The 23021-nt window shown below is 76.2% G+C and carries 24 protein-coding genes; 6 read left to right on the top strand and 18 right to left on the bottom strand.

Annotated features, from left to right (window positions below; all coding sequences use genetic code 11):
- Positions 1-223: 223 nt before the first annotated feature.
- The 3 genes from lgt to trpB are packed head-to-tail and all read right to left on the bottom strand — an operon-like array spanning position 224 to position 3347.
- Positions 224-1207, bottom strand: a complete 984-nt coding sequence (gene lgt, locus BLW63_RS11490; RefSeq protein ID WP_091155642.1) for a prolipoprotein diacylglyceryl transferase — start codon at positions 1205-1207, stop codon at positions 224-226.
- Positions 1204-2001, bottom strand: a complete 798-nt coding sequence (gene trpA, locus BLW63_RS11485; protein ID WP_091155637.1) for a tryptophan synthase subunit alpha — start codon at positions 1999-2001, stop codon at positions 1204-1206. The genes lgt and trpA overlap by 4 nt, the downstream gene beginning before the upstream one ends.
- Positions 1998-3347, bottom strand: coding sequence for a tryptophan synthase subunit beta (gene trpB / locus BLW63_RS11480; protein ID WP_091155634.1), 1350 nt, complete (start codon positions 3345-3347; stop codon positions 1998-2000). The genes trpA and trpB overlap by 4 nt, the downstream gene beginning before the upstream one ends.
- Before the next feature lie 443 nt (positions 3348-3790).
- Between trpB and BLW63_RS27935 the strand changes: the two genes are divergently transcribed.
- Positions 3791-4117: a hypothetical protein gene (locus BLW63_RS27935; protein ID WP_244522512.1), complete on the top strand. Its 327-nt coding sequence runs from the start codon at positions 3791-3793 to the stop codon at positions 4115-4117.
- Here the strand turns inward: BLW63_RS27935 and trpC are convergent.
- The 11 genes from trpC to BLW63_RS11420 form a co-directional block, all read right to left on the bottom strand.
- Positions 4074-4883, bottom strand: a complete 810-nt coding sequence (gene trpC, locus BLW63_RS11470) for an indole-3-glycerol phosphate synthase TrpC (RefSeq protein ID WP_170856735.1) — start codon at positions 4881-4883, stop codon at positions 4074-4076. The two genes, BLW63_RS27935 and trpC, sit on opposite strands and share 44 nt — an antisense overlap.
- A gap of 177 nt (positions 4884-5060) precedes the next feature.
- Complete coding sequence (locus BLW63_RS11465) at positions 5061-5666, bottom strand: Trp biosynthesis-associated membrane protein (RefSeq protein WP_244522511.1); 606 nt, start codon at positions 5664-5666, stop codon at positions 5061-5063.
- A 43-nt stretch (positions 5667-5709) separates the two neighbouring features.
- On the bottom strand, positions 5710-7236 hold the full coding sequence (locus BLW63_RS11460) for an anthranilate synthase component I (protein WP_091155628.1): 1527 nt from the start codon (positions 7234-7236) through the stop codon (positions 5710-5712).
- Entirely contained in the window at positions 7223-7597 is a 375-nt protein-coding gene (gene hisI / locus BLW63_RS11455; RefSeq protein WP_139263526.1) for a phosphoribosyl-AMP cyclohydrolase, read from the bottom strand. The genes BLW63_RS11460 and hisI overlap by 14 nt, the downstream gene beginning before the upstream one ends.
- A 36-nt stretch (positions 7598-7633) precedes the next feature.
- Positions 7634-8272 carry a hypothetical protein gene (locus BLW63_RS11450; RefSeq protein WP_091155625.1) on the bottom strand — a complete coding sequence of 213 codons (639 nt, stop codon included), beginning with the start codon at positions 8270-8272 and terminating at the stop codon, positions 7634-7636.
- A gap of 70 nt (positions 8273-8342) precedes the next feature.
- On the bottom strand, positions 8343-9995 hold the full coding sequence (locus tag BLW63_RS11445; RefSeq protein ID WP_091155621.1) for an FAD-binding dehydrogenase: 1653 nt from the start codon (positions 9993-9995) through the stop codon (positions 8343-8345).
- An 86-nt stretch (positions 9996-10081) separates the two neighbouring features.
- Positions 10082-10591, bottom strand: a complete 510-nt coding sequence (locus tag BLW63_RS11440) for a hypothetical protein (RefSeq protein WP_139263525.1) — start codon at positions 10589-10591, stop codon at positions 10082-10084.
- Positions 10592-10664: 73 nt separating this feature from the next.
- A complete protein-coding gene (locus tag BLW63_RS11435; RefSeq protein ID WP_091155614.1) occupies positions 10665-11114 on the bottom strand; it encodes a hypothetical protein in 450 nt (149 codons plus the stop codon).
- A 126-nt stretch (positions 11115-11240) separates the two neighbouring features.
- Complete coding sequence (locus BLW63_RS11430) at positions 11241-11441, bottom strand: hypothetical protein (protein WP_091155611.1); 201 nt, start codon at positions 11439-11441, stop codon at positions 11241-11243.
- Positions 11442-11794: 353 nt separating this feature from the next.
- Positions 11795-13606 (bottom strand): ABC transporter ATP-binding protein, encoded by a 1812-nt coding sequence (locus BLW63_RS11425; protein WP_244522510.1) that lies wholly within the window; start codon positions 13604-13606, stop codon positions 11795-11797.
- Positions 13603-15378 carry an ABC transporter ATP-binding protein gene (locus BLW63_RS11420; RefSeq protein WP_244522509.1) on the bottom strand — a complete coding sequence of 592 codons (1776 nt, stop codon included), beginning with the start codon at positions 15376-15378 and terminating at the stop codon, positions 13603-13605. Before BLW63_RS11420 ends, BLW63_RS11425 begins: the two co-directional genes overlap by 4 nt.
- A 102-nt stretch (positions 15379-15480) precedes the next feature.
- Between BLW63_RS11420 and BLW63_RS11415 the strand changes: the two genes are divergently transcribed.
- Positions 15481-16104 (top strand): TIGR03085 family metal-binding protein, encoded by a 624-nt coding sequence (locus tag BLW63_RS11415; protein ID WP_091155607.1) that lies wholly within the window; start codon positions 15481-15483, stop codon positions 16102-16104.
- A 37-nt stretch (positions 16105-16141) separates the two neighbouring features.
- Here the strand turns inward: BLW63_RS11415 and hisF are convergent, their stop codons facing one another.
- Genes hisF through priA form a run of 3 tightly spaced genes read right to left on the bottom strand, consistent with a single transcriptional unit; the run spans position 16142 to position 18050 of the window.
- Positions 16142-16933: an imidazole glycerol phosphate synthase subunit HisF gene (hisF, locus tag BLW63_RS11410; RefSeq protein WP_091155604.1), complete on the bottom strand. Its 792-nt coding sequence runs from the start codon at positions 16931-16933 to the stop codon at positions 16142-16144.
- The gene (locus BLW63_RS11405) at positions 16930-17322 is read right to left on the bottom strand and encodes a RidA family protein (RefSeq protein WP_091155601.1); all 393 of its coding nucleotides are present in this window, start codon (positions 17320-17322) and stop codon (positions 16930-16932) included. The genes hisF and BLW63_RS11405 overlap by 4 nt, the downstream gene beginning before the upstream one ends.
- A complete protein-coding gene (gene priA, locus BLW63_RS11400; RefSeq protein ID WP_091155597.1) occupies positions 17319-18050 on the bottom strand; it encodes a bifunctional 1-(5-phosphoribosyl)-5-((5-phosphoribosylamino)methylideneamino)imidazole-4-carboxamide isomerase/phosphoribosylanthranilate isomerase PriA in 732 nt (243 codons plus the stop codon). The genes BLW63_RS11405 and priA overlap by 4 nt, the downstream gene beginning before the upstream one ends.
- 108 nt (positions 18051-18158) lie before the next feature.
- Here priA and BLW63_RS11395 point away from each other — a divergent pair, with 108 nt between their 5' ends.
- Genes BLW63_RS11395 through BLW63_RS11385 form a run of 3 tightly spaced genes read left to right on the top strand, consistent with a single transcriptional unit; the run spans position 18159 to position 20594 of the window.
- On the top strand, positions 18159-18758 hold the full coding sequence (locus BLW63_RS11395; protein WP_091156199.1) for a nitroreductase family protein: 600 nt from the start codon (positions 18159-18161) through the stop codon (positions 18756-18758).
- Positions 18759-18783: 25 nt separating this feature from the next.
- Positions 18784-19539, top strand: a complete 756-nt coding sequence (locus tag BLW63_RS11390) for an SDR family NAD(P)-dependent oxidoreductase (protein ID WP_244522508.1) — start codon at positions 18784-18786, stop codon at positions 19537-19539.
- 14 nt (positions 19540-19553) lie between these two features.
- On the top strand, positions 19554-20594 hold the full coding sequence (locus BLW63_RS11385; protein WP_091155590.1) for a molybdopterin-dependent oxidoreductase: 1041 nt from the start codon (positions 19554-19556) through the stop codon (positions 20592-20594).
- A gap of 1 nt (position 20595) precedes the next feature.
- Here the strand turns inward: BLW63_RS11385 and hisH are convergent, their stop codons facing one another.
- Positions 20596-21234: an imidazole glycerol phosphate synthase subunit HisH gene (gene hisH, locus BLW63_RS11380; protein WP_091155587.1), complete on the bottom strand. Its 639-nt coding sequence runs from the start codon at positions 21232-21234 to the stop codon at positions 20596-20598.
- Between the two features lie 473 nt (positions 21235-21707).
- On the opposite strand from hisH, the gene BLW63_RS11375 reads away from it, so the two are divergent.
- Complete coding sequence (locus tag BLW63_RS11375) at positions 21708-22934, top strand: HNH endonuclease signature motif containing protein (RefSeq protein ID WP_091155584.1); 1227 nt, start codon at positions 21708-21710, stop codon at positions 22932-22934.
- The last annotated feature ends 87 nt before the right edge of the window (positions 22935-23021 follow it).

Raw genomic sequence — 23021 nt, 5'->3', positions numbered from 1 at the left:
GGGGCACTGCGGGAGGCCGGTCGGCGAGCGGTCGGCTGACCGCCGGGCCGACACGGCCGGGCGAGCTCCAGGGGTGGTGCCCGGGGAGCTGTCGTCCGCGGGGCGGCGCTGGCCCGGTTCCGACGCGTGCGACCCCGCAGGATCGCTGTGGGGTCTTGGCAGAAGGGTACACAGACCTAACACCGATCTCGTACGCCCAAACCCGGGGGACGGCGCGTCGTCCTCAGGCGTCGGTGTGTTGCCGGTCGCCGTCGCCACCAGCGTCTTCGCCGTTTCGGGTCTCCGCGGTGGCCGGTGCGGGGCTCGGGGTGGCCGTCGGCGCGGACTCCGGACGGGGGCGGCGGGCCGGCGCGGTGTCACCAGCGTCACGTCCGCGGGTGATCACCTCGCGGGGCCGGCCGCGCTGCCAGACGAGGTAGGCCACCGCCAGCAGGCCGACGACGACGGCGGTGAAGACGTTGAGCCGGATGCCGAAGAAGGTCTCCGCCGGGTCGGTGCGCAGCAGCTCGATCCAGAGCCGGCCGGCGCAGTAGAGGGCGACGTAGAGCGCGAAGGCCCGCCCGTGGCCGAGCCGGAAGCGCCGGTCGGCCCAGATGACGACCGCCGCCGCGGCCAGGTTCCACAGCAGCTCGTAGAGGAAGGCCGGGTGGAAGGTGCCGAGCACGACCGGTTGGCCGTCGGGGCCGACGACCGCCTCGGTGCCGGTCCAGTCGTAGATGGTCAGCGCCCAGGGCAGGTCGGTGGCGCGGCCGTAGAGCTCGTTGTTGAACCAGTTTCCCAGCCGGCCGATGGCCTGGGCCACGAGCAGCCCGGGGGCCAGGGCGTCGGCGAACGCCGGCAGCGGGATGCCGCGGCGGCGGCAGGCGATCCAGGCGCCGACCCCGCCGAGGGCGATCGCGCCCCAGATGCCGAGGCCGCCCTCCCAGATGGCGAAGGCGCGCAGCGGGTCGCCGCCCTCGCCGAAGTAGGGCCGGGGGCTGCTGACGACGTGGTAGAGCCGGCCGCCGACGATGCCGAACGGCACCGCCCAGACGGCGATGTCGAGGACCTCGCCCTTGGCCCCGCCCCGGGCGACCCAGCGGCGCTCGGTGAGCACGACCGCCGCGGCGATGCCGGCGAGGATGCACAGCGCGTAGGCGCGGATGGGCAGCGGGCCCAGCTCCCAGACGCCCTGCGTGGGGCTGGGGATGGCGCTCAGGACCCTCACGGGACGGCCACCGGGCGGCGCACGCCGGCGGCGAGGTCCGCCGAGAGCCGGCGCACGCCCTCGGCGCCCCGGCCCTCGAGCAGCTCGCGCACGTAGGCCGACCCGACGATGACGCCGTCGGCGAAGGACGCGACCTCGGCGGCCTGGTCGCCGTTCGAGACGCCCAGGCCCACGCACACCGGCAGGCCGGTGACCGCCCGGGTGCGGGCGACCAGCCGCTCGGCGGCCTCGCCGACGGTGGCCCGGGTGCCGGTGACGCCCATGGTGGAGGCGGCGTAGACGAACCCGCGGCAGGCGGCGGTGGTCGCAGCCAGCCGCGCGTCGGTCGAGGACGGCGCGACCAGGAACACCCGGTCGAGGTCGGCGGCCTCCGACGCGGCCAGCCACGGCCCGGCCTCGTCGGGGATGAGGTCGGGGGTGATGGCCCCCGCTCCCCCGGCGGCGGCGAGGTCGGCGGCGAACCGCTCGACGCCGTAGCGCTCGATCGGGTTCCAGTAGCTCATCACCACCGGCACCGCACCGGCCGCGGCCACCGCCCCGACGGCGCGCAGCACGTCGCGCATGCCGACGCCGGCGCGCACCGCCGGGTCGACGGCCTGCTGGATGACCGGGCCGTCCATGCCCGGGTCGCTGTAGGGGACGCCGACCTCGATGACGTCGGCCCCGCCCTCGACCGCCGCCACCATGGCCGCGATCGAGCCGTCGACGTCGGGGTACCCGACCGGCAGGTAGGCGACCAGCGCCGCCCGCCCCTCGGCCCGGGCGGCGCCGATCCGCTGCTCCAGCAGGCTCACGCCGACTCCCCCGCGTCCTGCCCGGCGACCGCGTCGCCGGAGGTGACCGCGCCCTCGGTGGGCTGCTGGTCGGTGTCCATGCCGGCGCCGGACTCGACGTGCTCGCGGTCGCCGAGGCCGAACCAGCGCGACGCCGTCTCGACGTCCTTGTCGCCGCGGCCGGAGAGGTTGACCAGCAGCAGTGCGTCCGGGCCCAGCTCCCGGCCCAGCCGGAGCGTCCCGGCCAGCGCGTGCGCCGACTCGATCGCCGGGATGATGCCCTCCGTGCGGCACAGCAGCGCGAAGGCCTCCATGGCCTCGGCGTCGGTGACCGCCCGGTACTCCGCCCGGCCGATGTCGTGCAGGTGGGAGTGCTCCGGGCCCACACCCGGGTAGTCCAGGCCGGCACTGATCGAGTGCGACTCGACCGTCTGCCCGTTCTCGTCCTGCAGCAGGTACGAGCGGGCGCCGTGCAGCACCCCCGGCGTCCCGCCGGTGATGGTCGCCGCGTGCCGGCCGGTGTCCACGCCGTCCCCGCCGGCCTCCAGGCCGACCAGCCGGACCCCCTCGTCGGGGACGAAGGCGGTGAAGATGCCGATGGCGTTGGAGCCGCCGCCCACGCAGGCCAGGACGGCGTCGGGCAGCCGGCCGACCCGCTCGAGCAGCTGGGCGCGCGCCTCGTCGCCGATGACCCGCTGGAAGTCGCGGACCATCTCCGGGAACGGGTGCGGACCGGCCACGGTCCCGAAGACGTAGTTCGTCGTCTCGACGTTGGTGACCCAGTCGCGGAAGGCCTCGTTGATCGCGTCCTTGAGGGTGCGCGAGCCGGTGGTGACCGGGACGACCTCGGCGCCGAGCAGCCGCATCCGGGCGACGTTGAGCGCCTGGCGCCGGGTGTCCTCCTCGCCCATGTAGATGGTGCAGGACAGCCCCATGAGCGCCGCCGCGGTCGCGGTCGCGACGCCGTGCTGGCCGGCCCCGGTCTCGGCGATGACCCGCTGCTTGCCGATCCGCTTCGTGAGCAGCGCCTGGCCCAGCACGTTGTTGATCTTGTGCGAGCCGGTGTGGTTGAGGTCCTCGCGCTTGAGCCAGACGCGCGCCCCGCCGGCGTGCTCGGCGAACCTCGGCACCTCGGTGATCGGGCTCGGCCGGCCGGTGTAGTCCCGCTGCAGCGCGGCGAACTCCTCGATGAAGGCCGGGTCGACGCGCATCGCGCGGTAGGCCTCGGTCAGCTCGTCGAGGGCGGCGATCAGCGCCTCGGGGACGAACCGGCCGCCGAAGACCCCGAAGTGGCCGGTGGCGTCGGGCCAGCTCGGGCGCGCCTGCTCGAGTCGCGCTTCCGGCGGGGAGACGGCGCTCGTGGTCATGGCCCCAGTGTCCCGCGTCCGGGCGCCGGGGTGGCGGGGAGGGTGGGCAACACGCTGGTGGAGGGCGTCGGCGCGGCTGCGGGCCGGGCTGCCGACCACTCCCACGCCGTTGCGCGCGTACTCGCGCCGCTGCACCGGCGCGGGAGCGGGGGCAACGGCGCGAGAGTCGCCCGGCCCTGGCCTCGCGGCGTGACGGACGACGGACGGCGGGCGGTGCTGGAGCTCTTCCGGTGGGTGGACGGCCACGCCGACGTCTGGGCGGTCCTCGCCTCCCCGCGCGCCCTCGCCGCGGTGGTCGCCGGGCTGGCCGCCGCGTGGGCCGACGCGGGCGTGACGCACGTGGCCGGTCTCGAGGCGCGGGGCTTCGCCGTCATGGCTCCCACCGCCGTCGCGCTGGGCGCCGGCTTCCTCCGCTCCGCAAGGGCGGTCACCTCCCGGGACCGGTGCTGTCCGCCGCCACGGCTCCCGACTACCGCGGCCGCCGTCACGAGCTGCGGCTGCCGGCCGTCCCGGGGTCCGGGGACCGGGTGCTGCTGGTCGACGACCGGGCCGAGCGGCAGCCAGGCCGAGGCGGCGCGGAGCCGGTGCGGCGGCAGGGCGCCGAGCTGCTCGGGCTGGCGCTGGTCGTGGACGAGCTGCCCGACGCCGTCCGGACGCGGCTGGGCCGGGGCGGCCCCGTCCAGAGGCTCGCGCCGAGCCTGCGAGGCGTGAGGACGGGGTCCTCTTTCAGCGGGGGGTGTGCGGGGTGGCCGGGTGCGCGCCGGCCGTGACGAGGTCGGCGACCGCCTGGCGGGCGTCGCCGGCGGTGACCAGGCCCTCGCCGACGAGGACGGCGTCGGCGCCGGCCGCGGCGTAGGAGATGAGGTCGTGCGGCCCGCGGACGCCGGACTCGGCGACCTTGACGACCTCCGACGGCAGCCCGGGCGCGATCCGCTCGAAGGTGGAGCGGTCGACCTGCAGCGTGGTCAGGTCGCGGGCGTTCACGCCGATCACCGCGGCGCCGGCGGACAGCGCCCGGTCGGCCTCGGCCTCGGTGTGCACCTCGACCAGCGCGGTCATCCCCAGCGACTCGACCCGCTCCAGCAGGCCGACGAGGGCGTTCTGCTCCAGCGCGGCGACGATCAGCAGGACGACGTCCGCGCCGTGGGCCCGCGCCTCGTGCACCTGGTAGCTGGTGACGACGAAGTCCTTGCACAGCACCGGGACGTCGACGGCCGCGCGGACGGCGGCGAGGTCGGCCTGGCCGCCTCCGAAGCGGCGCCGCTCGGTGAGCACGCTGATCACCCGGGCGCCGCCGTCGGCGTACTGCCGGGCCAGCACCGCGGGGTCGGGGATGTCGGCGAGCGCGCCCTTGGAGGGGCTCTGCCGCTTCACCTCGGCGATGACGCCGACACCGGCCGCGCGCAGCGCCGCGAGGGCGTCGAGGGGCGGGCGCGCGTCCTCCGCGGCGGCCTTCACCTCCGCCAGCGGGGTGGTCGCCTCGCGTGCCGCCAGGTCCTCACGGACCCCGGCGACGATCTCGTCGAGCACGGACACGAGTCCTCCCCGCTGCTGCTCGTCAACCGCCCACCGGGTTCCAGGGACACCCACCGGGCGCGGCCCGGCACGGGCCTGCGATCCGTGGACCCACTCTAGAGGCGGGGACCCGACACGCTGCCCGCGGGGGCGCGCGCACACCCCGGACGGGGGTGTGGACCAGGGGACCCCGGGTACTCAGCGGGGTTCGGTCGTCCCCTCGGTGGGGTCCTCGCCGCGATCGAGAGCCCGCCAGGCGTCCAGCGCGCGGTCCTCGTCGGTCCGCGGGCGGGGGGCGGCCGGAGCGGCGGCGGTGCGCTCGTAGCGGCGTCCCATGCCCGGCCAGCTGCGGCCGCGCAGCACGGTGAGCAGGCCGGCCGCGACCGCGAGCAGACCGGCCAGGAGGGCGAGTAGCGGCCAGCCGGCGGAGACCTCGGCCGTGACCGTGCCTGCCGGGGTCCCGCTGCCGACCACCCCCGCCGCCGCGGCGCCCCCGTCGGTGCCGACCGTGCGCAGGCCCGACCAGCCGAGCACTCCCCCGGCGACGGCGGCCAGCAACCCGACCAGCACCCGGCCGCCGCCCCGGACCGCGACCAGCGCGACCGCCGCGGCCAGCAGGACCAGCCCGCCGGCCGGGACCAGTGGCGCGAGCGCCGACCCGGTGAGCTGCTCGGTGACCGGCGGCAGGGGCTCGGGGCGCGCGACGGTGGCGGTCAGCCAGGTCTGGCCGCCGGTGGACAGCGCCAGGCCACCGGCCGCGGCCAGCCCGACGACGGCCGCGGCCATCTCGCGGCGGTCGCTCACGGTCCGCCTCCGCCCGGCGGAGCCGGCCACACAGCGGGGCGGGTCACGGCAGCTCCCGCATCCCCTCCGCCGTCGCGATCGCCGACAGCACCGCCCGGGCCTTGTGCCGGGTCTCGGCCTCCTCGGTGGCCGGGTCGCTGTCGGCGACCACGCCCGCGCCGGCCTGCACGTAGGCGCGGCCCTGGTGCAGCACCGCCGTCCGGATGGCGATGGCGACGTCCATGTCGCCGCTGGCGTCGACGTAGCCGACGGTGCCTGCGTACAGCGCCCGCCGGGTGGGTTCCAGCGACTCGATGATCTCCATCGCGCGGGGCTTGGGCGCCCCGGAGACGGTGCCCGCGGGGAACGTCGCGTCGAAGACGTCGAGGGCGTCCCACTGCAGCGCGACCTCACCGGTCACCGTCGACACCAGGTGCATGACGTGGCTGTAGTGCTCGATGCGCATGAAGTCGGGCACCTCGACCGTCCCCGGCACGCAGACCCGGCCCAGGTCGTTGCGGGCCAGGTCGACCAGCATCACGTGCTCGGCGCGCTCCTTGGGGTCGGCGAGCAGGCCCTCGGCCAGCCGCACGTCCTCCTCGGGGGTCGCGCCGCGGGGCCGGGTGCCGGCCGGCGGGTGGACGACGGCCGAGGTGCCGGTCACGGTGACCAGCGCCTCCGGCGAGGAGCCGACGACGTCGAACGGCGACTCCCGACCGGCGAACCGCAGCAGGTACATGTACGGCGAGGGGTTGGTCGCCCGCAGCACCCGGTAGAGGTCCAGCGCCTCGACCTCGGTGGGCACCTCGAAGCGCTGTGAGAGCACCACCTGGAAGGCGTCCCCGGCCCGGATGTGCTCGCGGACCCGCTCCACGCCGTCCTCGAAGACCCCCGGCGCCATGTTGCTCTGCACCGCCGGCGGCGCGGCCGTGGCGAAGGTGGCCACCCCCGGCGGCGCGGCCTTGGCCAGGTCGGCGGCCATCGCGTCGAGCCGGGTGACCGCGTCGTCGTAGCGCTCCGACCCGTGCCCCTCTTCCCCGCCCCGAGCCGCCCCCGCGAACGCGTTGGCGATCAGCAGCACGGTGCCGTCGTGGTGGTCGAGCACCGCGAGGTCGGTGACCAGCATCAGCGAGAGCTCGGGCATGCCGAGGTCGTCGGTGGCGGTGACCGGCAGCCGCTCCAGCCGCCGGACCACGTCGTAGCCGAGGTAACCGACCAGGCCGCCGGTCAGCCGGGGCAGGTCGGGCCGGCGCGGCGAGCGGAGCCGGCGGGCCAGCGTGCGGACGGCGGCCAGCGGGTCGGCCGGCAGGTCGTCGGTGAAGCCGGGCAGCTGCTCGCCCAGCCACAGCGCGGCGCCGTCCCGCTCGGAGAGCACGCCGGCGCTGCGGACGCCGACGAAGCTGTACCGGCTCCACTGCTTGCCCTGCTCGGCGGACTCCAGCAGCACCGTGCCCAGGCGGTTGCCGGCGAGCTTGCGGTAGATGCCGACCGCGGTCTCGCCGTCGGCGAGCAGCCGCCGGGTGACCGGGACCATCGGCTGGTCGAGGGCCGCGAACGCCTCCCGCGACGGAGAGGTCTCACCGAGCCGCACCGGTGACCTCCAGCGGGCGGTGGAAGCACGAGCGCTCGCCGGTGTGGCAGGCCGGTCCCTCCTGGTCGACCAGGACCAGCAGCGCGTCGCCGTCGCAGTCCAGCCGGACGTCACGGACCCACTGGCGGTGGCCGGAGGTCTCCCCCTTCACCCAGTACTCGCGCCGGCTGCGCGACCAGTAGGTGGCCCGGCCGGTGGTGAGGGTGCGGCGCAGCGCCTCGTCGTCCATCCAGGCGACCATGAGCACCTCACCGGTGTCGTGCTGCTGGACGACGGCGGCGACCAGCCCGGCGGGATCGCGGCGCAGCATGGCGGCGACCGCGGGGTCCAGGGCCGACTCGGCGGCGGGGGCGGCGGACATGCGCCCGATCGTCCCACCCGCGCACCCCCGGCCGGCTCACCGGTGCGGGGACGTCCCCCTGGCGGGGTCCCCGCCGAACCACGCCCGGGCGGGGCGGCCCACCGACAGCCCCAGGGCGACCGCTGGCGCCGCGGCGGCGCAGAGGACGACGAACGGCAGCAGCCCCGACGCGGAGCCGAACGCGCCCAGCAGGCGCGCCATCCAGTAGCCGGCGAGCGCCAGCTGCAGCGCGCACGCGGCGCCCAGCGCCCAGCGGGCGAGGGGGCGGCGGCTGGTGAGCGCCAGGACCCCGGCGACCACCAGCACGACCACCGAGAGCAGCTGGACGACGGCGAGCACGCCGGCCTCGGCTGCCAGGGCGGCGGCGTCGGCCGGGAACCCGGGCTCGTCGGCGGCCGTCGAGAACACCGCCCCGAGCAGCCGGAGGTAGGCACTGGCCAGGGCGACCCCCGCGGCCTGGACGAGGGCGAGCACCGCGGCGGCGATCACCTGCGCCGGCCGCTGCGGCCGCGCGGGCGCCGGCGGCCAGGGCTGCGGCCACGCCGTCCCGTACGGCGTCGGGGGCGGCCAGCCGGGGGCGGGCCGGTGCGGCATTGTCGGCGGCGGCCCGGAGTAGGGGGCGCCGGGCTCGGTCTCCGTGGCCGGGTCCGACCAGGGGCTCGGGTACGGCGTCACGGCGTCATCCGTTCGCTCCCGCGGGGCGCTGCGCTCCGGCCCTCGCCAAGGGGCTTCCGCCCCTGTCCGCTCACAGCGCGGCCGCGAGCGCACGGCCCGCCACCCGGCCGGAGAACAGGCAGCCGCCGAGGAAGGTGCCCTCCAGCGAGCGGTAGCCGTGCATGCCCCCACCGCCGAAGCCCGCCACCTCGCCCGCGGCGTAGAGCCCGGGGAAGACCGCGCCGCCGGGCCTCAGCACGCGGCCGGAGAGGTCGGTCTCCAGCCCGCCGAGGGTCTTGCGGGTGATCAGGTTGAGCCGGACGGCGACCAGCGGGCCGGCCTCGGGGTCGAGCAGCCGGTGCGGCGGGGCCACCCGGATGAGCTTGTCGCCGAGGTAGCTGCGCGCGCCCCGGATGGCGGTCACCTGCAGGTCCTTGGTGAAGGGGTGGGCGACTTCGCGGTCGCGGGCGACGACCTCGCGCTCGACGTCGGCCAGCCGCAGCTCGGGAGTGCCGCCGGTGACCCGGTTCATGCCCGCGACCAGCTCGGGCAGGGTGCGGGCGACGACGAAGTCCTCCCCCCTGTCCAGGAAGGCCTGCACCGGCGGGGCGACGCCGGACCGAACCCGGTTGAGCAGCAGCTTGACGTCGCGGCCGGTGAGGTCGGGGTTCTGCTCGGACCCCGACAGCGCGAACTCCTTCTCCACGATCTTGTGCGTGGCGACGAACCAGGTGTGCTCGTGGCCGGTCTGCCCGATGTGCGCGAGCGTGCCGAGGGTGTCGAAGCCGGGGAACAGCGGCACCGGCAGCCGCTTGCCGGTCGCGTCGAGCCACAGCGACGAGGGCCCCGGCAGGATCCGGATGCCGTGCCGCTGCCAGACCGGCGAATGGTTGGCGATCCCCTCGGTGTAGTGCCACATGCGGTCGCGGTTGATCAGGTTCCCTCCGGCGGCCTCGGTGGCCTGCAGCATCCGCCCGTCGACGTGCGCCGGGACGCCGGAGAGCAGCCGCTGGGGTGCCGGGCCCAGGCGGGCGGGCCAGTTCTGCCGCACCAGGTCGTGGTTGCCGCCGATCCCGCCGGAGGTGACGACGACGGCCTGCCCGCGGATCTCGAAGTCCCCGACCGCCTCGCGGGAGCTGGCCTCCCCGCGCGGGACGTCGCTGGGCGCCAGGACGGCCCCGCGGACGCCGGTGACCGCGCCGCCGCTGACGACCAGCTCGTCGACGCGGTGCCGGAAGAGCAGCTGCAGCAGGCCGCGGTCGGCGGCGGCCCGGACCCGGCGGGCAAACGGCTCGACGATGCCCGGGCCGGTGCCCCAGACGATGTGGAAGCGCGGCACGGAGTTGCCGTGGCCGGTGGCGGTGTACCCGCCGCGCTCGGCCCAGCCGACCACCGGGAAGAAGCCGATGCCCTGCTCGCGCAGCCACGCCCGCTTCTCCCCCGCAGCGAACTGCAGGTAGGCCTCGGCCCACCGGCGCGGCCAGTGGTCCTCGCCACGGTCGAAGGAGGCGGTGCCGAACCAGTCCTGCCGGGCCAGCTCGAGCGAGTCGTGCACCCGCAGCCGCCGCTGCTCGGGCGAGTCGACGAGGAACAGTCCGCCGAAGGACCACCAGGCCTGCCCGCCGAGGGACTGCTCGGGCTCCTGGTCGAGCAGCACCACCCGCCTGCCCGCATCCGCCAGCTCCGCGGCGGCGACCAGCCCGGCCAGCCCCGCCCCCACCACCACGACGTCGGTGTCGATCACGTTCCTCCTCGCTGGGGCTCGTCGCCGACGTGATCGGCGATGCCGTGTCTCCGCGTGACCTCGCGAGCTCGGTCACGGTCTGCACGCTAGCCGGTGCGCTGTGTCCGGCGGCCCGGGTCGGCCGGTCGCGTCGCCCGTGCGGGGCGGGTCCACTCCCGGACCGGGCGGCGTGCGGCGAGCACCAGGCAGCCGACCGGTGCGACGAGCAGCAGCAGCGCCTGGCCCACCACCGCGCCCAGGCCGAGGGCGCCGAAGAGGACTGCGGTCCCGAGCAGGCCGAGCGCCAGGACGACGCTGACGACGGCCAGCAGCAGCCACGCCCGCGCCCGCGCCCGCCCCAGCAGCACGAGCGCCGCGCCGGCCAGGGCGAGCACGGCGAGCACCGCGGGGACGGCGACGGACCACGGGACCGCCACCTCCGGGTCGCGCAGCAGCCAGGCCAGCCACAGGTACTCGGCAGCGACCAGGACGCCGAAGGCGGCGGCGAACGGCACCAGCACCGGGCGCCCGGCCGCCGGGGGCGCGGGTGGCTGCTGGGGCGCGGCCCGCGGCGAGCGCCGCGCCGCCGCCCGGCCACGGGAGGAGGACGACGCCATGGCCGGCAGCGTAGGTCGGCCGGCTGCGGGGTCGCTGGACGTCGTCAGCGGCCGCGGCGGGACCGGACCGCGGTCAGCGGCCGCGGCGGGGCCGCCCGGCCACCCAGCGACGCACCCGCGGGGTCGCCGCCAGCACCCCGGCGAGCACCGGGGCGACCAGGAGCAGCAGCGGCAGGGCCGGGTTCCCGGCGTCCTCGGTGCCGGTGGCCGCCCAGACAACCGCACCGGCCAGCAGCGCGACCGGGACGACGGCCAGGACCAGGAGCAGCCAACTGCGGCGGGCCAGCAGCCACGTCGCGCCGAGGATCTGCAGCAGCGGTGCGGCGAGCGTCAGGTAGGCGAAGGGGTCGGGACCGGCATCGACGGAGAGCCCGCCGAGCGCCACGGCGATCACGGCGAGGAACAGCGTGGGCAGCGCCCCGATGAGCCCGAGGACGCCGGCGATCAGCGCGAGCGGCGGCATGCGCGCGTCCGGCGGCGGGAGGTCGGCGGCCGGACGGCCTCGGTCGCGGGGGGTGGCCACGACCGCAGGCTAGGCCCCCGGCTGGTGCGGTGGAGGTTGGCTCACGTACTCCGCCCGCCGCTCCGCCACCCACCGCCTGGAGGTCGGCGTCAGGGCCAGAGCGGCGGCAGCCGGCGAGATCGCCAGCTAGGGTCCCAGGGACAGCAGCAGGTCCAGCCCGTCCGCGCCGTGGCCAGAGAGGAACCCGAGCGCCGCGAGGGCGACGAGCCATCCGAGGACCAGCACGGGGGGCAGCGCGCACAGCACGAGCGGCCACCGCCTGCGGCGGCGCAGCAACCACACCGCGCTGACCACGTGCAGCACCGCGGCCAGGGCGAGCGCGGTCACGAACGGGTCGCCGAAGTCGCCATCGTCGCCATCCAGGGCGTGTCCGAGGAGGGCGAGCGCGGCCAGGACCAGGGCGCCAAGGACTCCCAGGACGCCTGCGATCCGTGCCGTGGTCGGTGGTCCGCTGTGTGAGGAGGTCGGGAGCCGTGACGGGACGGACGCCGACGGGTGAGGTGAGAGGGGCGGCATACCGACGGATCCTGGAGCCGGCTGCACCGGTGCGTGCCCGCCGCGGCAGGACTGTGGACGAGCAACAGGACTGTGGACGGCTGGTGCCCGTCGGGCCGCGGCCTGACCCGCGCCCTCGTCGCCTGTGACGCCGCACGGCGTGTCTCAGGCGGAGACGGCGCAGGTCAGGCCGCGGGCTGGGGCTCGCCCGCCGAGGACCGGCGCCAGGAGGCGTGCAGCCGTGCGTAGGGGCCCAAGGCGTCCACCAGCTCGGCGTGCGACCCGCGCTGCACCACCCGGCCGGCGTCGACGACCAGCACCTCGTCGGCCCGTTCGGCGGTGGAGAGCCGGTGGGCGATGGTGAGCGTCGTCCGGCCGTCGGTGAGCCGGTCGAGGGCGTGCGTGAGGCGGCGCTCGGTGGCCGGGTCGACGGCGCTGGTCGCCTCGTCGAGGACCAGCAGGTCGGGGTCGGCGACGTAGGCGCGCGCGACGGCGACCAGCTGCCGCTCCCCCGCCGACAGCGACTCCCCCCGCTGGCCGACCCGCGTGGCGACGCCCGCGGCCAGCCCGGCCACCCAGTCGCCCAGGCCCAGCTCCTCGAGGGCGGTGCGCACGTCCTCGTCGGTCAGGCCCGGCCGGCCGTAGCGCACGTTGTCGGCGACGGTGGCGTCGAAGAGGAAACCGTCCTGCGGCACCATGACCACCCGCTGGCGCAGCGAGGCGAAGGCGACCTGCTCCAGGGGGATCCCGGCGAGCAGCACCCGCCCCTCGGACGGGTCCATCAGCCGGGTGACCAGCTTGGCGAACGTCGTCTTGCCCGAGCCGGTCTCGCCCACGATGGCGACGCGCTGGCGCGGCGCGATCTCCAGGTCGACGTCCTGCAGCGCCGCCCGCGCCCCGGGCGCGTACCGGAAGGTCACGTGCTCGAAGCGGACGCCCAGCGGCGTGTGCGGCAGCTCCCGCGCGCTGCCCGGGTCGGCGACGGCGGGGTCGCGCACGTCGGGCTCGGTCTCCAGCACGTCGAGCACCCGGCGGAACCCGGCGATGGCGTTCTGCGCCTCGTTGAGCACCTCGCTGGCGGTCTGCACCGGCGCGACGAACAGCGTGACGAGGAAGAGGAACGCGACCAGGGTGCCGGGCGTGAGGCCGCCGCCCAGGCCGAGCAGCACGCCGACGACGACCACCGCGACGTTGGCGACCGCGGCCACGAACTCGCCGCTGACGAACACCGCCGCGGTGGTCCGCTGCGCCCGCACCTGCGCCCGGTAGTGCCGGTGGATGGCGCCGTCGAGGCGGGCGGCGGTGCGCTCGCGGATGCCGTAGGCCCGCACCGTGGGGGCGCCGACGACGGACTCCGACACCGCGGCCAGCACGTCGCCGACCCGTTCGCGCACCACGCCGTACACGACGGCCAGCCGCGCGGCGAAGAATCGGACGGCGATGGCCAGCGGGACGAAGCACAGCAGCACCACGAGGGTCAGCTGCCAGGAGTAGACCGCCATGACGACGGTGGCCACGAGCAGCTGCCCGAGGCTGACCACGCCCAGGACGCCGCCCCACTGCATGAAGGTCGACAGCTGGTCGACGTCGCTGGTGACCCGGGAGACCAGCGAGCCGCGGCGCTGCCCCTGCTGGTGCAGCACCGAGAGGTCGTGCACGTGGCGGAAGGCCCGCGCACGCAGCCCGGCCAGCGCGGTCTCCGTCGTCCGGAACAGCCGGACGTTCATCCGGTAGACCGCCACCACGGTCAGCAGCACGACGACGGCGCAGGCGAGCACGACGTTGCGGACCAGGTCGAGGTCCGGGCCGCCGGGGCCGGCCAGGCCGCGGTCGATGACCTGCTGGACGGCGATCGGCACGACCACCCGCCCGGCGGTGGCGACCAGCGCCAGGGCGAAGGTGGCCGGCAGGCCGCGGCGGAACTCCGGCATCATCCGCAGCCCGCGGCGCAGGGTGGCGAACGCCCCCTCCCCGCGGTGCTCGGCGAGGGCGCTCACGCCGCCACCTCCGTCTGCGCGTAGGCCCGCACCAGCGCCGCGTACCCGGGGACCTCGGCCAGCAGCTGCTCGTGGCTGCCGCGGGCGAGCACCCGGCCGCCCTCGAGCCAGACGACCTCGTCGGCCAGCGCGATGGTGGCCTGCCGGTAGGCGACCACGACGACCGTGGAGGGCCGCTCGGCGTCGCGCAGCGAGTCGAGGATGCGGGCCTCGACGGCGGGGTCGACGGCGCTGGTGGCGTCGTCGAGCACCAGCAGGCGGGGGCGGCGGACCACCGCGCGGGCCAGCGCGATCCGCTGCCGCTGGCCGCCCGACAGGGTCGCGCCGCGCTCGCCCACCCGGGTGTCGAGGCCCTCGGGCAGCCGGCGGACGACGTCGTCGACGGCGGCGACCCGCAGCGCGGCCCAGACCTCCTCGTCTGGGAGGTCGGCGCCCAGGGTGACGTTGCCGCGCACGGTGTCGTCGAAGAGGAAGGTGCCCTGCGGGACGAACGCCGCCTGGGCGCTGACCTCGCCCTCGCGCAGCGCGCGCACGTCGACCCCGTCGAGCAGCACCTCGCCGGTGCCCGGGTCGACCAGCCGGACCAGCAGCCCGGCCAGCGTCGACTTGCCCGAGCCGGTCGGCCCCACGACGGCGACCGTGCTGCCCGGCGCGACGTCGAAGGTGACGCCCGACAACGTGGGGCGGGCCGCGCCCTCGAAGCCGTAGTCGACCGCACGCACGCCCAGCCCCGCCCCGCCGGTGCCGGCAGCGGCGAGCTCGGCGCCGTGCGGCGTCTCGCCGGTCGCGTCGAGCACCGGCGTCACCCGGTCGAAGCCGGCGAGGGCGCGCGGCAGATCGGCCAGCACCCAGCCGATGGCGCGGATGGGCAGCGCGAGCAGGGTGAACAGGTAGGCGATGGAGACCAGGTCGCCGGCGTCGGTGGCGCCGTCGGCGACCCGGGAGGCGCCGATCAGCAGCACGGCCAGCGTGCCGAGGTTGGGCAGCGCCTCCATCAGCGGGTCGAACAGCCCGCGCACCCGGCCGACGGCGACCAGCCCGTCGCGCAACTCCTCGGCGCGCTCGGTGAAGCGGCGGGTCTCGACGTCCTCCCGGCCGAGGGTCTTGACGACCAGGGCGGCGTCGAAGCTCTCGTGGGCGATCTCGCTGACCTCGGCGCGCAGCTGCTGGGCCCGGCGCATCCGCGGGCTCATCGCCTGCGAGTAGACGGCGTTGAGCACGAACACCAGCGGGAACACCACCAGGCCCACCAGCGCCATCCACGGGTCGGTGGCGACCAGGGCGACCACGGTGATGCCGATCATCACCACCGCGCCGCAGGCGAACGGCAGCGGCGCGACGAAGAACCAGGCCGCCTCGACGTCGGAGTTGGCGTTGGACAGCAGCTGCCCGGTCGGGTGGCGCTGGTGCCAGGAGAGCGGCAGCCGCAGGTACTGGCCGGTGACCCGGCGGCGGTAGTCGGCCTGCAGCCGGTAGCCCATGACGCCCGCGAACAGCCGCCGGCCGAGGATGCCGAGGATCTTCAGGACGGCGACCCCGAGGATGGCGGCTCCCGCGAGGGTCAGCGCGCCGGCCGAGGTGACGCCGTCGTCCAGGGCCGGGAGGACGACGCGGTCGACGACCTCGCCGAGCACGTAGGCGCTGGCGACGGACATCGCGCCGTAGAGGGTGCTGGCGAGGAAGGCCAGCGTGAACATGCCCGGCTGCTCGACGATCGCGCGCCCGACGTGGCGCATCCCTCGCCGGACGACGGCGTCTCGGCGGCGGGGCACAGGTCTCCTCGGGGTCGTGCGGGGCGGCGTCTGCGACTGTACTTAGACGCGCTAAGGGAAGCGCGCGGTTTCCCGGACCCGCCCCGTCGGTAACCCCGCCCGGTGACCACCTCTTCCCGGCCGCTGGCCGCGCGCGAGCGGGCCGCGCTCGCCGACCTGCTCGACGAGCTGGGACCCGACGCCCCGACCCGCTGCGAGGGCTGGACGACGGCCCACCTGGCCGCGCACCTCGTCACCCGGGACCGCCGTCCGGACACCACGCCCGGGTTCGCCCTGGAGGCGACGCCGATCGGCCGGCCACTGGCCACCTGGTCCCACCGGGTGGAGGACCGGCTCCGCGCCGGCACCCCCTACGCCGACCTGGTCGCCCGGGTGCGCTCCGGGCCGCCGCGGTGGTTGCCCGCCGCGTGGCCACCGGTGGCCGCGGTGGTCGACACCGCGGAGTACGCCATCCACCACGAGGACGTCCGCCGGGCCCAGCCGGGCTGGTCCCCCCGCGAGCTCCACCGCGCCGACCAGGACCGCCTGTGGGGCAACGTCGTCTTCTTCGGCCGGGTCGCCGCCGGCCGGGTGCCGGGCACGCTGGTGCTGCGGCGCAGCGACGTGCCGGGGGTGGAGCGGCGCTACGGCAGCGGGACGCCGGAGACGGCGGTGTCGGGCGAGCCACTGGAGCTGCTGCTGTGGGCCAGCGGGCGGCGCGACGTCGCCCGGGTGACCACCGGCTGACGGGGTGGCAGCGGTGTCGTCCGGTAGGACGACGGTGTCACAGCGGGTGGTCGGCCTCTCGGCGGACGGGCACCCCGGCGTCGCCGAGGGCGGCCTTGACGTCGCCGATGCGCAGCTTGCCGAAGTGGAAGACGGTCGCGGCGAGCACCGCGTCGGCGCCGGCCTCCACCGCGGGCGGGAAGTGTGCGGGCTCCCCTGCGCCGCCGCTGGCGATGACCGGCACGGTGACCTCGCGGCGCACCGCGCGGATCAGCTCGAGGTCGAAGCCGGCTTCCGTACCGTCGGCGTCCATCGAGTTGAGCAGCACCTCGCCGACGCCGAGCTCGGCGGCCTGCACGACCCACTCCACGGCGTCCCGGCCGGTGCCGCGCCGCCCGCCGTGCGTGGTGATCTCGAAGCCGGAGTCGGTGACCGCCCCGTCGCGGCAGCGGCGGGCGTCGAGGGAGAGCACGAGCACCTGGTTGCCGAAGCGGTCGCTGATCTCGCTGATCAGCTCCGGCCGGGCGACGGCGGCGGTGTTGACGGCGACCTTGTCCGCGCCGGCGCGGAGCAGCCGGTCGACGTCGGTCACCGAGCGCACCCCGCCGCCGACGGTGAGCGGGATGAACACGCTCTCCGCGGTCCGACGGACGACGTCGTAGGTGGTCTCCCGGTCCCCGGAGCTGGCGGTGATGTCGAGGAAGGTCAGCTCGTCGGCGCCCTCGGCGTCGTAGACGCGGGCCATCTCCACCGGGTCCCCGGCGTCCCGCAGGTCGACGAAGTTGACGCCCTTGACCACCCGGCCGGCGTCGACGTCCAGGCACGGGATCACGCGGATCGCGAGACTCATGCCGGCGTCCCCCGGACCGCGTCGGCCTCGACCTCGACCAGCATCGCCGGGTCGATCAGCGCGGCGACCTGCACCATCGAGGTGGCCGGCCGGATGTCGCCGAAGACCTCGCCGTGCGCCCGGCCGACTTCTTCCCAGCGGGAGATGTCGGTGACGAACAGCCGGGTGCGGACGACGTCGGCGACGGTGAACCCGGCCCGCTCCAGCGCCTCGGCGATGGTGAGCAACGCCTGGCGGGTCTGCGCGCCGGCGTCCCCCGGGTGGACGACGGCCCCGTCGACGGTGGCGGTGGTGCCGCTGACCCAGGCCATGTCGCCGTGGACGACGACGCGGCTGTAGCCGACGACCGCCTCCCAGGGCGCGTCGGAGCCGAACCGGACGACGGTCACGCCAGCTCCTCGGTCACCCGCAGCGCCTCCGGCAGCGTGAACGCCCCGGCGTACAGGGCCTTGCCGACGATGGCACCCTCGACGCCGACCGGGGTCAGGCCGGTCAGCGCGCGGAGGTCGTCGAGCGAGCTGACGCCGCCCGAGGCGACCACCGGGCGCGACGTCGCGGCGCACACCTCGCGCAGCAGATCGAGGTTGGGGCCGCGCAGCGTGCCGTCCTTGGTGATGTCGGTGACCACGTAGCGGGCGCAGCCCTCGGCGTCGAGGCGGGCAAGGGTCTCGTAGAGCTCACCGCCCTCGCGGGTCCAGCCGCGGGCGGCCAGCCGGGTGCCGCGGACGTCGAGGCCCACGGCGATCCGGTCGCCGTGCTCGGCGATGGCGCGGGCGCACCACTCGGGCGACTCCAGCGCGGCGGTGCCGAGGTTGACCCGGCGGCAGCCGGTGGCCAGCGCCGCGGCCAGCGACTCGTCGTCCCGGATGCCGCCGGACAGCTCGACGTCGACGTCGAGCTCGCCGACCACGCGGGCCAGCAGCTCCCGGTTGCTGCCCCGGCCGAAGGCGGCGTCGAGGTCGACCAGGTGCACCCACTCGGCGCCGTCCCGCTGCCACTGCAGCGCGGCGTCGAGCGGGTCGCCGTAGGAGGTCTCGCTGCCGGCCTCCCCCTGCACCAGCCGGACGGCCTGGCCGTCGGCGACGTCGACGGCGGGGAGCAGCTGCAGCTTCGGCACGCTCCCCAGCCTAGGGACCCCGTGCCGGTGGCCCGCGTCACCGGCCGGACGCCGGCGCCGTCCCGCGGCCGCGGCGCCCGGGTCCCTGGGGGGTGGCAGGGTGGCGCGGTGGAGTTCGCTGACGTCGTCCGCCGGCGGCGCATGGTGCGCGACTACGACCCCGACCGGCCGGTGCCGCCCGAGGTGCGCGAGCGGCTGCTCGAGCACGCGCTGCGGGCGCCGTCGGCCGGCTTCACCCAGGGGTGGGCGTTCCTGGTGCTGGAGGACGCCGCCGACCGCGAGCTCTTCTGGTCGGCGACCACCACGGCCGGCGCCCCGGACGGCTGGCTGACCCGGATGCGGCGGGCGCCGCTGCTGGTCGTGCCGCTGTCGTCGAAGGCCGCCTACCTCGAGCGGTACGCCGAGCCGGACAAGGGCTGGACCGACCGCGACGAGGCCCGCTGGTCGGTCCCCTACTGGGACGTCGACGCCGGCATGGCCGCGCTGCTGATGCTGCTCACCGCCGTCGACGAGGGCCTGGGCGCGTGCTTCTTCGGGGTCCCCGCCGAGCGCGTGGACGCGCTGCGGACGGCGTTCGGCGTCCCGGACACCCACCGGCCGGTCGGCGTGGTGTCGGTCGGCTACCCGGGGAGGGCGGACCGCCGCTCGCCGTCCCTGCGGCGCGGCCGGCGCGGCGTGGAGGAGGTCGTGCACCGCGGGCGTTGGTGACCGGGGCCCTGGTTGACTGCCCGGCGTGAGCGAGTCCCGCGCCGTCCTGGTCACCGGTGGTTCGCGTGGCATCGGCCGCGCGATCGCCCACGCCTTCGCTGCCGCGGGCGACCGCGTCGCGGTGCACTGGGGCGCCTCCCAGGAGCGGGCCGAGGCGGTGCTCGCCGAGCTGCCCGGGGACGGTCACGTGCTGGTGCAGGCCGACCTGGGCGACGCCGACGCGGTGGGCCGGATGGTCGACGAGGCCGCCACGGCGCTCGGCGGACTGCACGTGCTGGTCAACAACGCCGGCGTGTTCACCGCCCACCCGCCGATGTCGGTCTCCTACGAGGAGTGGCAGGCGGCGTGGTCGCGGACGCTGGCGGTCAACCTGCTCGGCGCGGCCAACGCGACCTTCCGGTCGGTGCCGCACCTGGTGGCCGCGGGCGGCGGCGCGGTCGTCAACGTCTCCAGCCGCGGCGCGTTCCGCGGCGAGCCGGACACCCCGGCCTACGGCGCGTCCAAGGCCGGCCTCAACGCCTTCGGGCAGTCGATGGCGATCGCGCTGGCCCCGCACGGCATCTCGGTGGGCACGGTGGCGCCGGGGTTCGTGCAGACCGAGATGGCCCGCGAGGTGCTCGACGGACCGAGCGGGGACGCCGTCCGCGCGCAGTCGCCCTACGGCCGGGTGGCCCGCCCCGAGGAGGTCGCCTCGGCGGTGCTGTGGCTGGCCTCGCCCGGGGCGCGGTTCAGCACCGGCACGATTATCGACGTCAACGGGGCCTCCTACCTGCGCAGCTGACACACACTGGGGTCATGGCCCTGCCGTTGCCCCGCCGTGCCGGCCGGCGCACCAATGTGGGCCTGCTCGCGCTGTTCCTGCTGGCCTTGGGCACCGGCGTGCTGGCCTTCGCAGTCGGGTCGCCGGTCCCCGCGCGGCTGGTGGTCGCGGCACACGGGGCGGCCGGGCTCGGCCTGCTGCTGCTCGTCCCGTGGAAGTCCGTCGTGGTGCGGCGGGCGTGGCAGCGTCGACCGGCCGGCGGCGGTGGCGTCTCGCTGGGGGTGGCGACCGTGCTGACGCTGCTCACCGGCGTCCTGCACGCGGGAGGGGGAACCGGGCCGTGGTCCTGGTCGGCCGGCGTCCCGGTGCTGCACGTGCACGTCGCCCTCGGCGCGGCCACCGGCGCGCTGCTCGTCGTCCACGCGTGGGGACGGCGGCAGCGGCCGCGGGCCACCGACCTCGACCGCCGGGGGCTGCTGCGGGCGGGCGCGCTGGGCGCGGGGACGGTGGCGCTGTGGGGTGCGGGCGAGGCGCTGTGGCGGCTGACCGGCGCAGCGGGCGCCGCGCGCCGGGCCACGGGCTCGTTCGAGCGCGGCACCGACGACCCGGCGGCCATGCCGGTCACCCAGTGGATCTCCGACGCGGTGCCGGACTCTCCCGCTGCCGAGCTGGTGGTGACCACTCCCGGTCGGCGGGTGCGGGTGCCGGTCGGCGACCTCGACCAGGGGGACGTCTTCCGCGCGGTGCTGGACTGCACGGGCGGCTGGTACGCCGTCCAGGACTGGCGCGGCGTCCGGCTGGACCGGCTGCTCGCCTCCGTGGGCCGCGACCTGCCGGCCGACGGGGCGGTCGACGTCGTCTCGGTGACCGGCTTCCGGCGCCGGTTGCCGCTGTCCGAGGCGGGCGGGCTGCTGCTGGCCACCCACGCCGCGGGCCGGCCGCTGTCGCCGGGACACGGCGCACCGGTGCGACTGGTCGCCCCGGGACGGCGGGGCTTCTGGTGGGTGAAGTGGGTCGCGCGGGTCGAGGTCGTCGACGCGCCGTGGTGGCTGCAGTCGCCGTTCCCGCTGCAGTGAGTCAGCTCAGCGTCTGCAGCCAGTTGGTCAGCAGCTGGGCGCCGGCGTCCCCGGACTTCTCCGGGTGGAACTGGGTGGCCGACAGCGCGCCGTTCTCCACCCCGGCGACGAACCGGTCGCCGTGCTCGGCCCAGGTCACCAGCGGCGGGGCCAGCGGGGACGGCGCCCCCTCCGAGCCCAGCGGGAAGTTGCGCACGCCGTAGGAGTGCACGAAGTAGAAGCGCTGGTACTCGAGCCCGTCGAACAGCACCGTCTTCTGCGGCGCCTGCACGGTGTTCCAGCCCATGTGCGGCAGCACCGGCGCCTGCAGCTGCTCGACCACGCCGGGCCACTCGCCGCACCCCTCCGCGTCCTGGCCGTGCTCGACGCCCCGCTCGAAGAGCACCTGCATGCCCACGCACACACCCAGGACCGGCCGGCTTCCGGCCAGCCGGCGGCCGATCACCCGGGGACCGTCGACGGCCTTGAGGCCCGCCATGCACGCCGCGAAGGCACCGACCCCGGGGACGACGAGACCGTCGGCCTCCAGGGCGGCGTGCGGGTCGCCGGTCACCGTGACGTCGGCACCGACCCGGGTCAGCGCGCGTTCGGCCGAGCGGAGGTTGCCCGAGCCGTAGTCCAGGACGACGACCTTCTTCACGCTTGCCACGGTACGTGCCAGCGGTGCCGGTCCGGAGGGGATTCCCGCAGGTGGGGTGGCGGGCGTCGCAGTGCGGGAGCGGCGACGCATGTTCGGTCGAGGTGGCTCTGGGGGCGCCGCTCGCCGTCTCCGGCCAGGGAGGTGGACTCGAGGGCGACCCGGCGGCGGGGCTCTGCTACGACCGGGCGGGCAGGGACCGGGTTCTCCGGGTGCTGCTCGCGCTGGTCGTTGTCTCGCTCGTCGCCACCGGTCCGGTGGCCCTGCTCTCGTGGACCCCGCGACTCCTCGGCGGGGCGCGGGACCTCGAGCGGCGACCACCGGGCTCTCCCGCCGCTCGTGCACGAGCGACATCTGCGCTCACATCAAGCGCCTGGCTCGATCTGTGGACAGCCGTCTGAGCTGCGGATTCGCATGGCCGTGCCCCTGCGGATCGGTTAGGCTTCGAACATCTGATCGATCCGGTGGGAGGTGTCGTGGACGAACTGTTGGCCGGTCTGGATGCGCTCGCCGCCGAGGACCTGACCCCGCCGTTCGGCCCGGCGCTGCTGGAGCGGCTGCGGCCGCTGCTGGCCGCGCAGAACCGGCTGGCCGCCGAGATCGCCCGCACGGTGCGGGAGGCCGAGGTGTCCGGCGCGGCGGAGGTCGACGGGCTGACGACCATGTCCTCCTGGCTGCGGGGGCACGGGCACTTGTCGGAGACCGAGGCGGCGCGGGTGGTGCGCACCGGCCGGGCGCTGCCGCACCTGCCGGCCCTGGCCGCTGCGTTCGCCGCCGGGGCGGTGACCGGCGAGCAGGCCGGGGTGATCGCCCGGGTGGCCGAACCCGAGCACCTGACGGCCGCCGCCGAGCAGGGCGTCGACCTCGAGGTGGTGGACCGGCTGCTGACCGGCGTGGCCTGCGAGCGGCCGCACGCCGATGTGGCGAAGGCGGTGCACCACTACCTCGACCAGCTCGACGAGGACGGGCCGGAGCCCGATCCGACGGAGGACCGTCGGCTCGCCATGACCAAGCATGCCGACGGCAGCATCACGGGCCGGTTCGATCTGGACGCCGTGGGCGGGGAGAGGCTGCAGACCGCCCTGGAGTCGGTGGTGCAGGCCGGCCGGGGCGCCGGGGACGAGCGCACCCGCGCCCAGCAGCAGGCCGACGCGCTCGTGCAGTTGGCCGACAACGCCCTCGCCTCGGGGAGCCTGCCCATCCTGCGCGGCCACAAGCCCCAGCTCCTCGTCAAAGTCGCCCTCGACGACCTGGCCGACCCCGCGGTCGGCCGCGGTACCGCGCAGCTGGGCTTCGGCGCCACCATCTCCGCCGCCCGGGCCCGCTGGCTGGCCTGCGACGGGCAGATCACCCGCATCGTGCTGGGCCCCGACGGGCTGCCGCTGGAGCACGGCCGCACGCTACGGCTGTTCCCGCCGCACGTCCGCCGCGCCGCCGAGGTCCGCGACAGCGGCTGCGTGTTCGCCGGCTGCGCCGCGCCCACCTGGTGGTGCGACGTGCACCACCTGCTGGCCTGGATCGACGGCGGCGCCACCGACCTGGCCAACGCCGCGCTGCTGTGCGAACGGCACCACACCAAGGTCCACCACGGCTTCCGGGTCGAACGACAACCCGACGGCCGCTGGCGCACCTGGCGCCCCGACGGCACCGAGATCCACACCGGACCCCACCGCACCGGACCACCCCTGGTCACCGCCGCCTGACCGAATCACCTGGCCCAGCCGTGAGCCGGCGACCGACCGCCGCCCACCCCTCGGGGCCACGGTCGGCTGCCGGCTGCCCGAGCGCAG

The sequence above is a fragment of the Geodermatophilus africanus genome (assembly GCF_900107105.1).
GTDB classification, from domain to species: Bacteria; Actinomycetota; Actinomycetes; order Mycobacteriales; family Geodermatophilaceae; genus Geodermatophilus; species Geodermatophilus africanus.
Note: the sequence above shows the minus strand (reverse complement) of the source record. Positions and strands in the feature narration are given on the sequence as shown.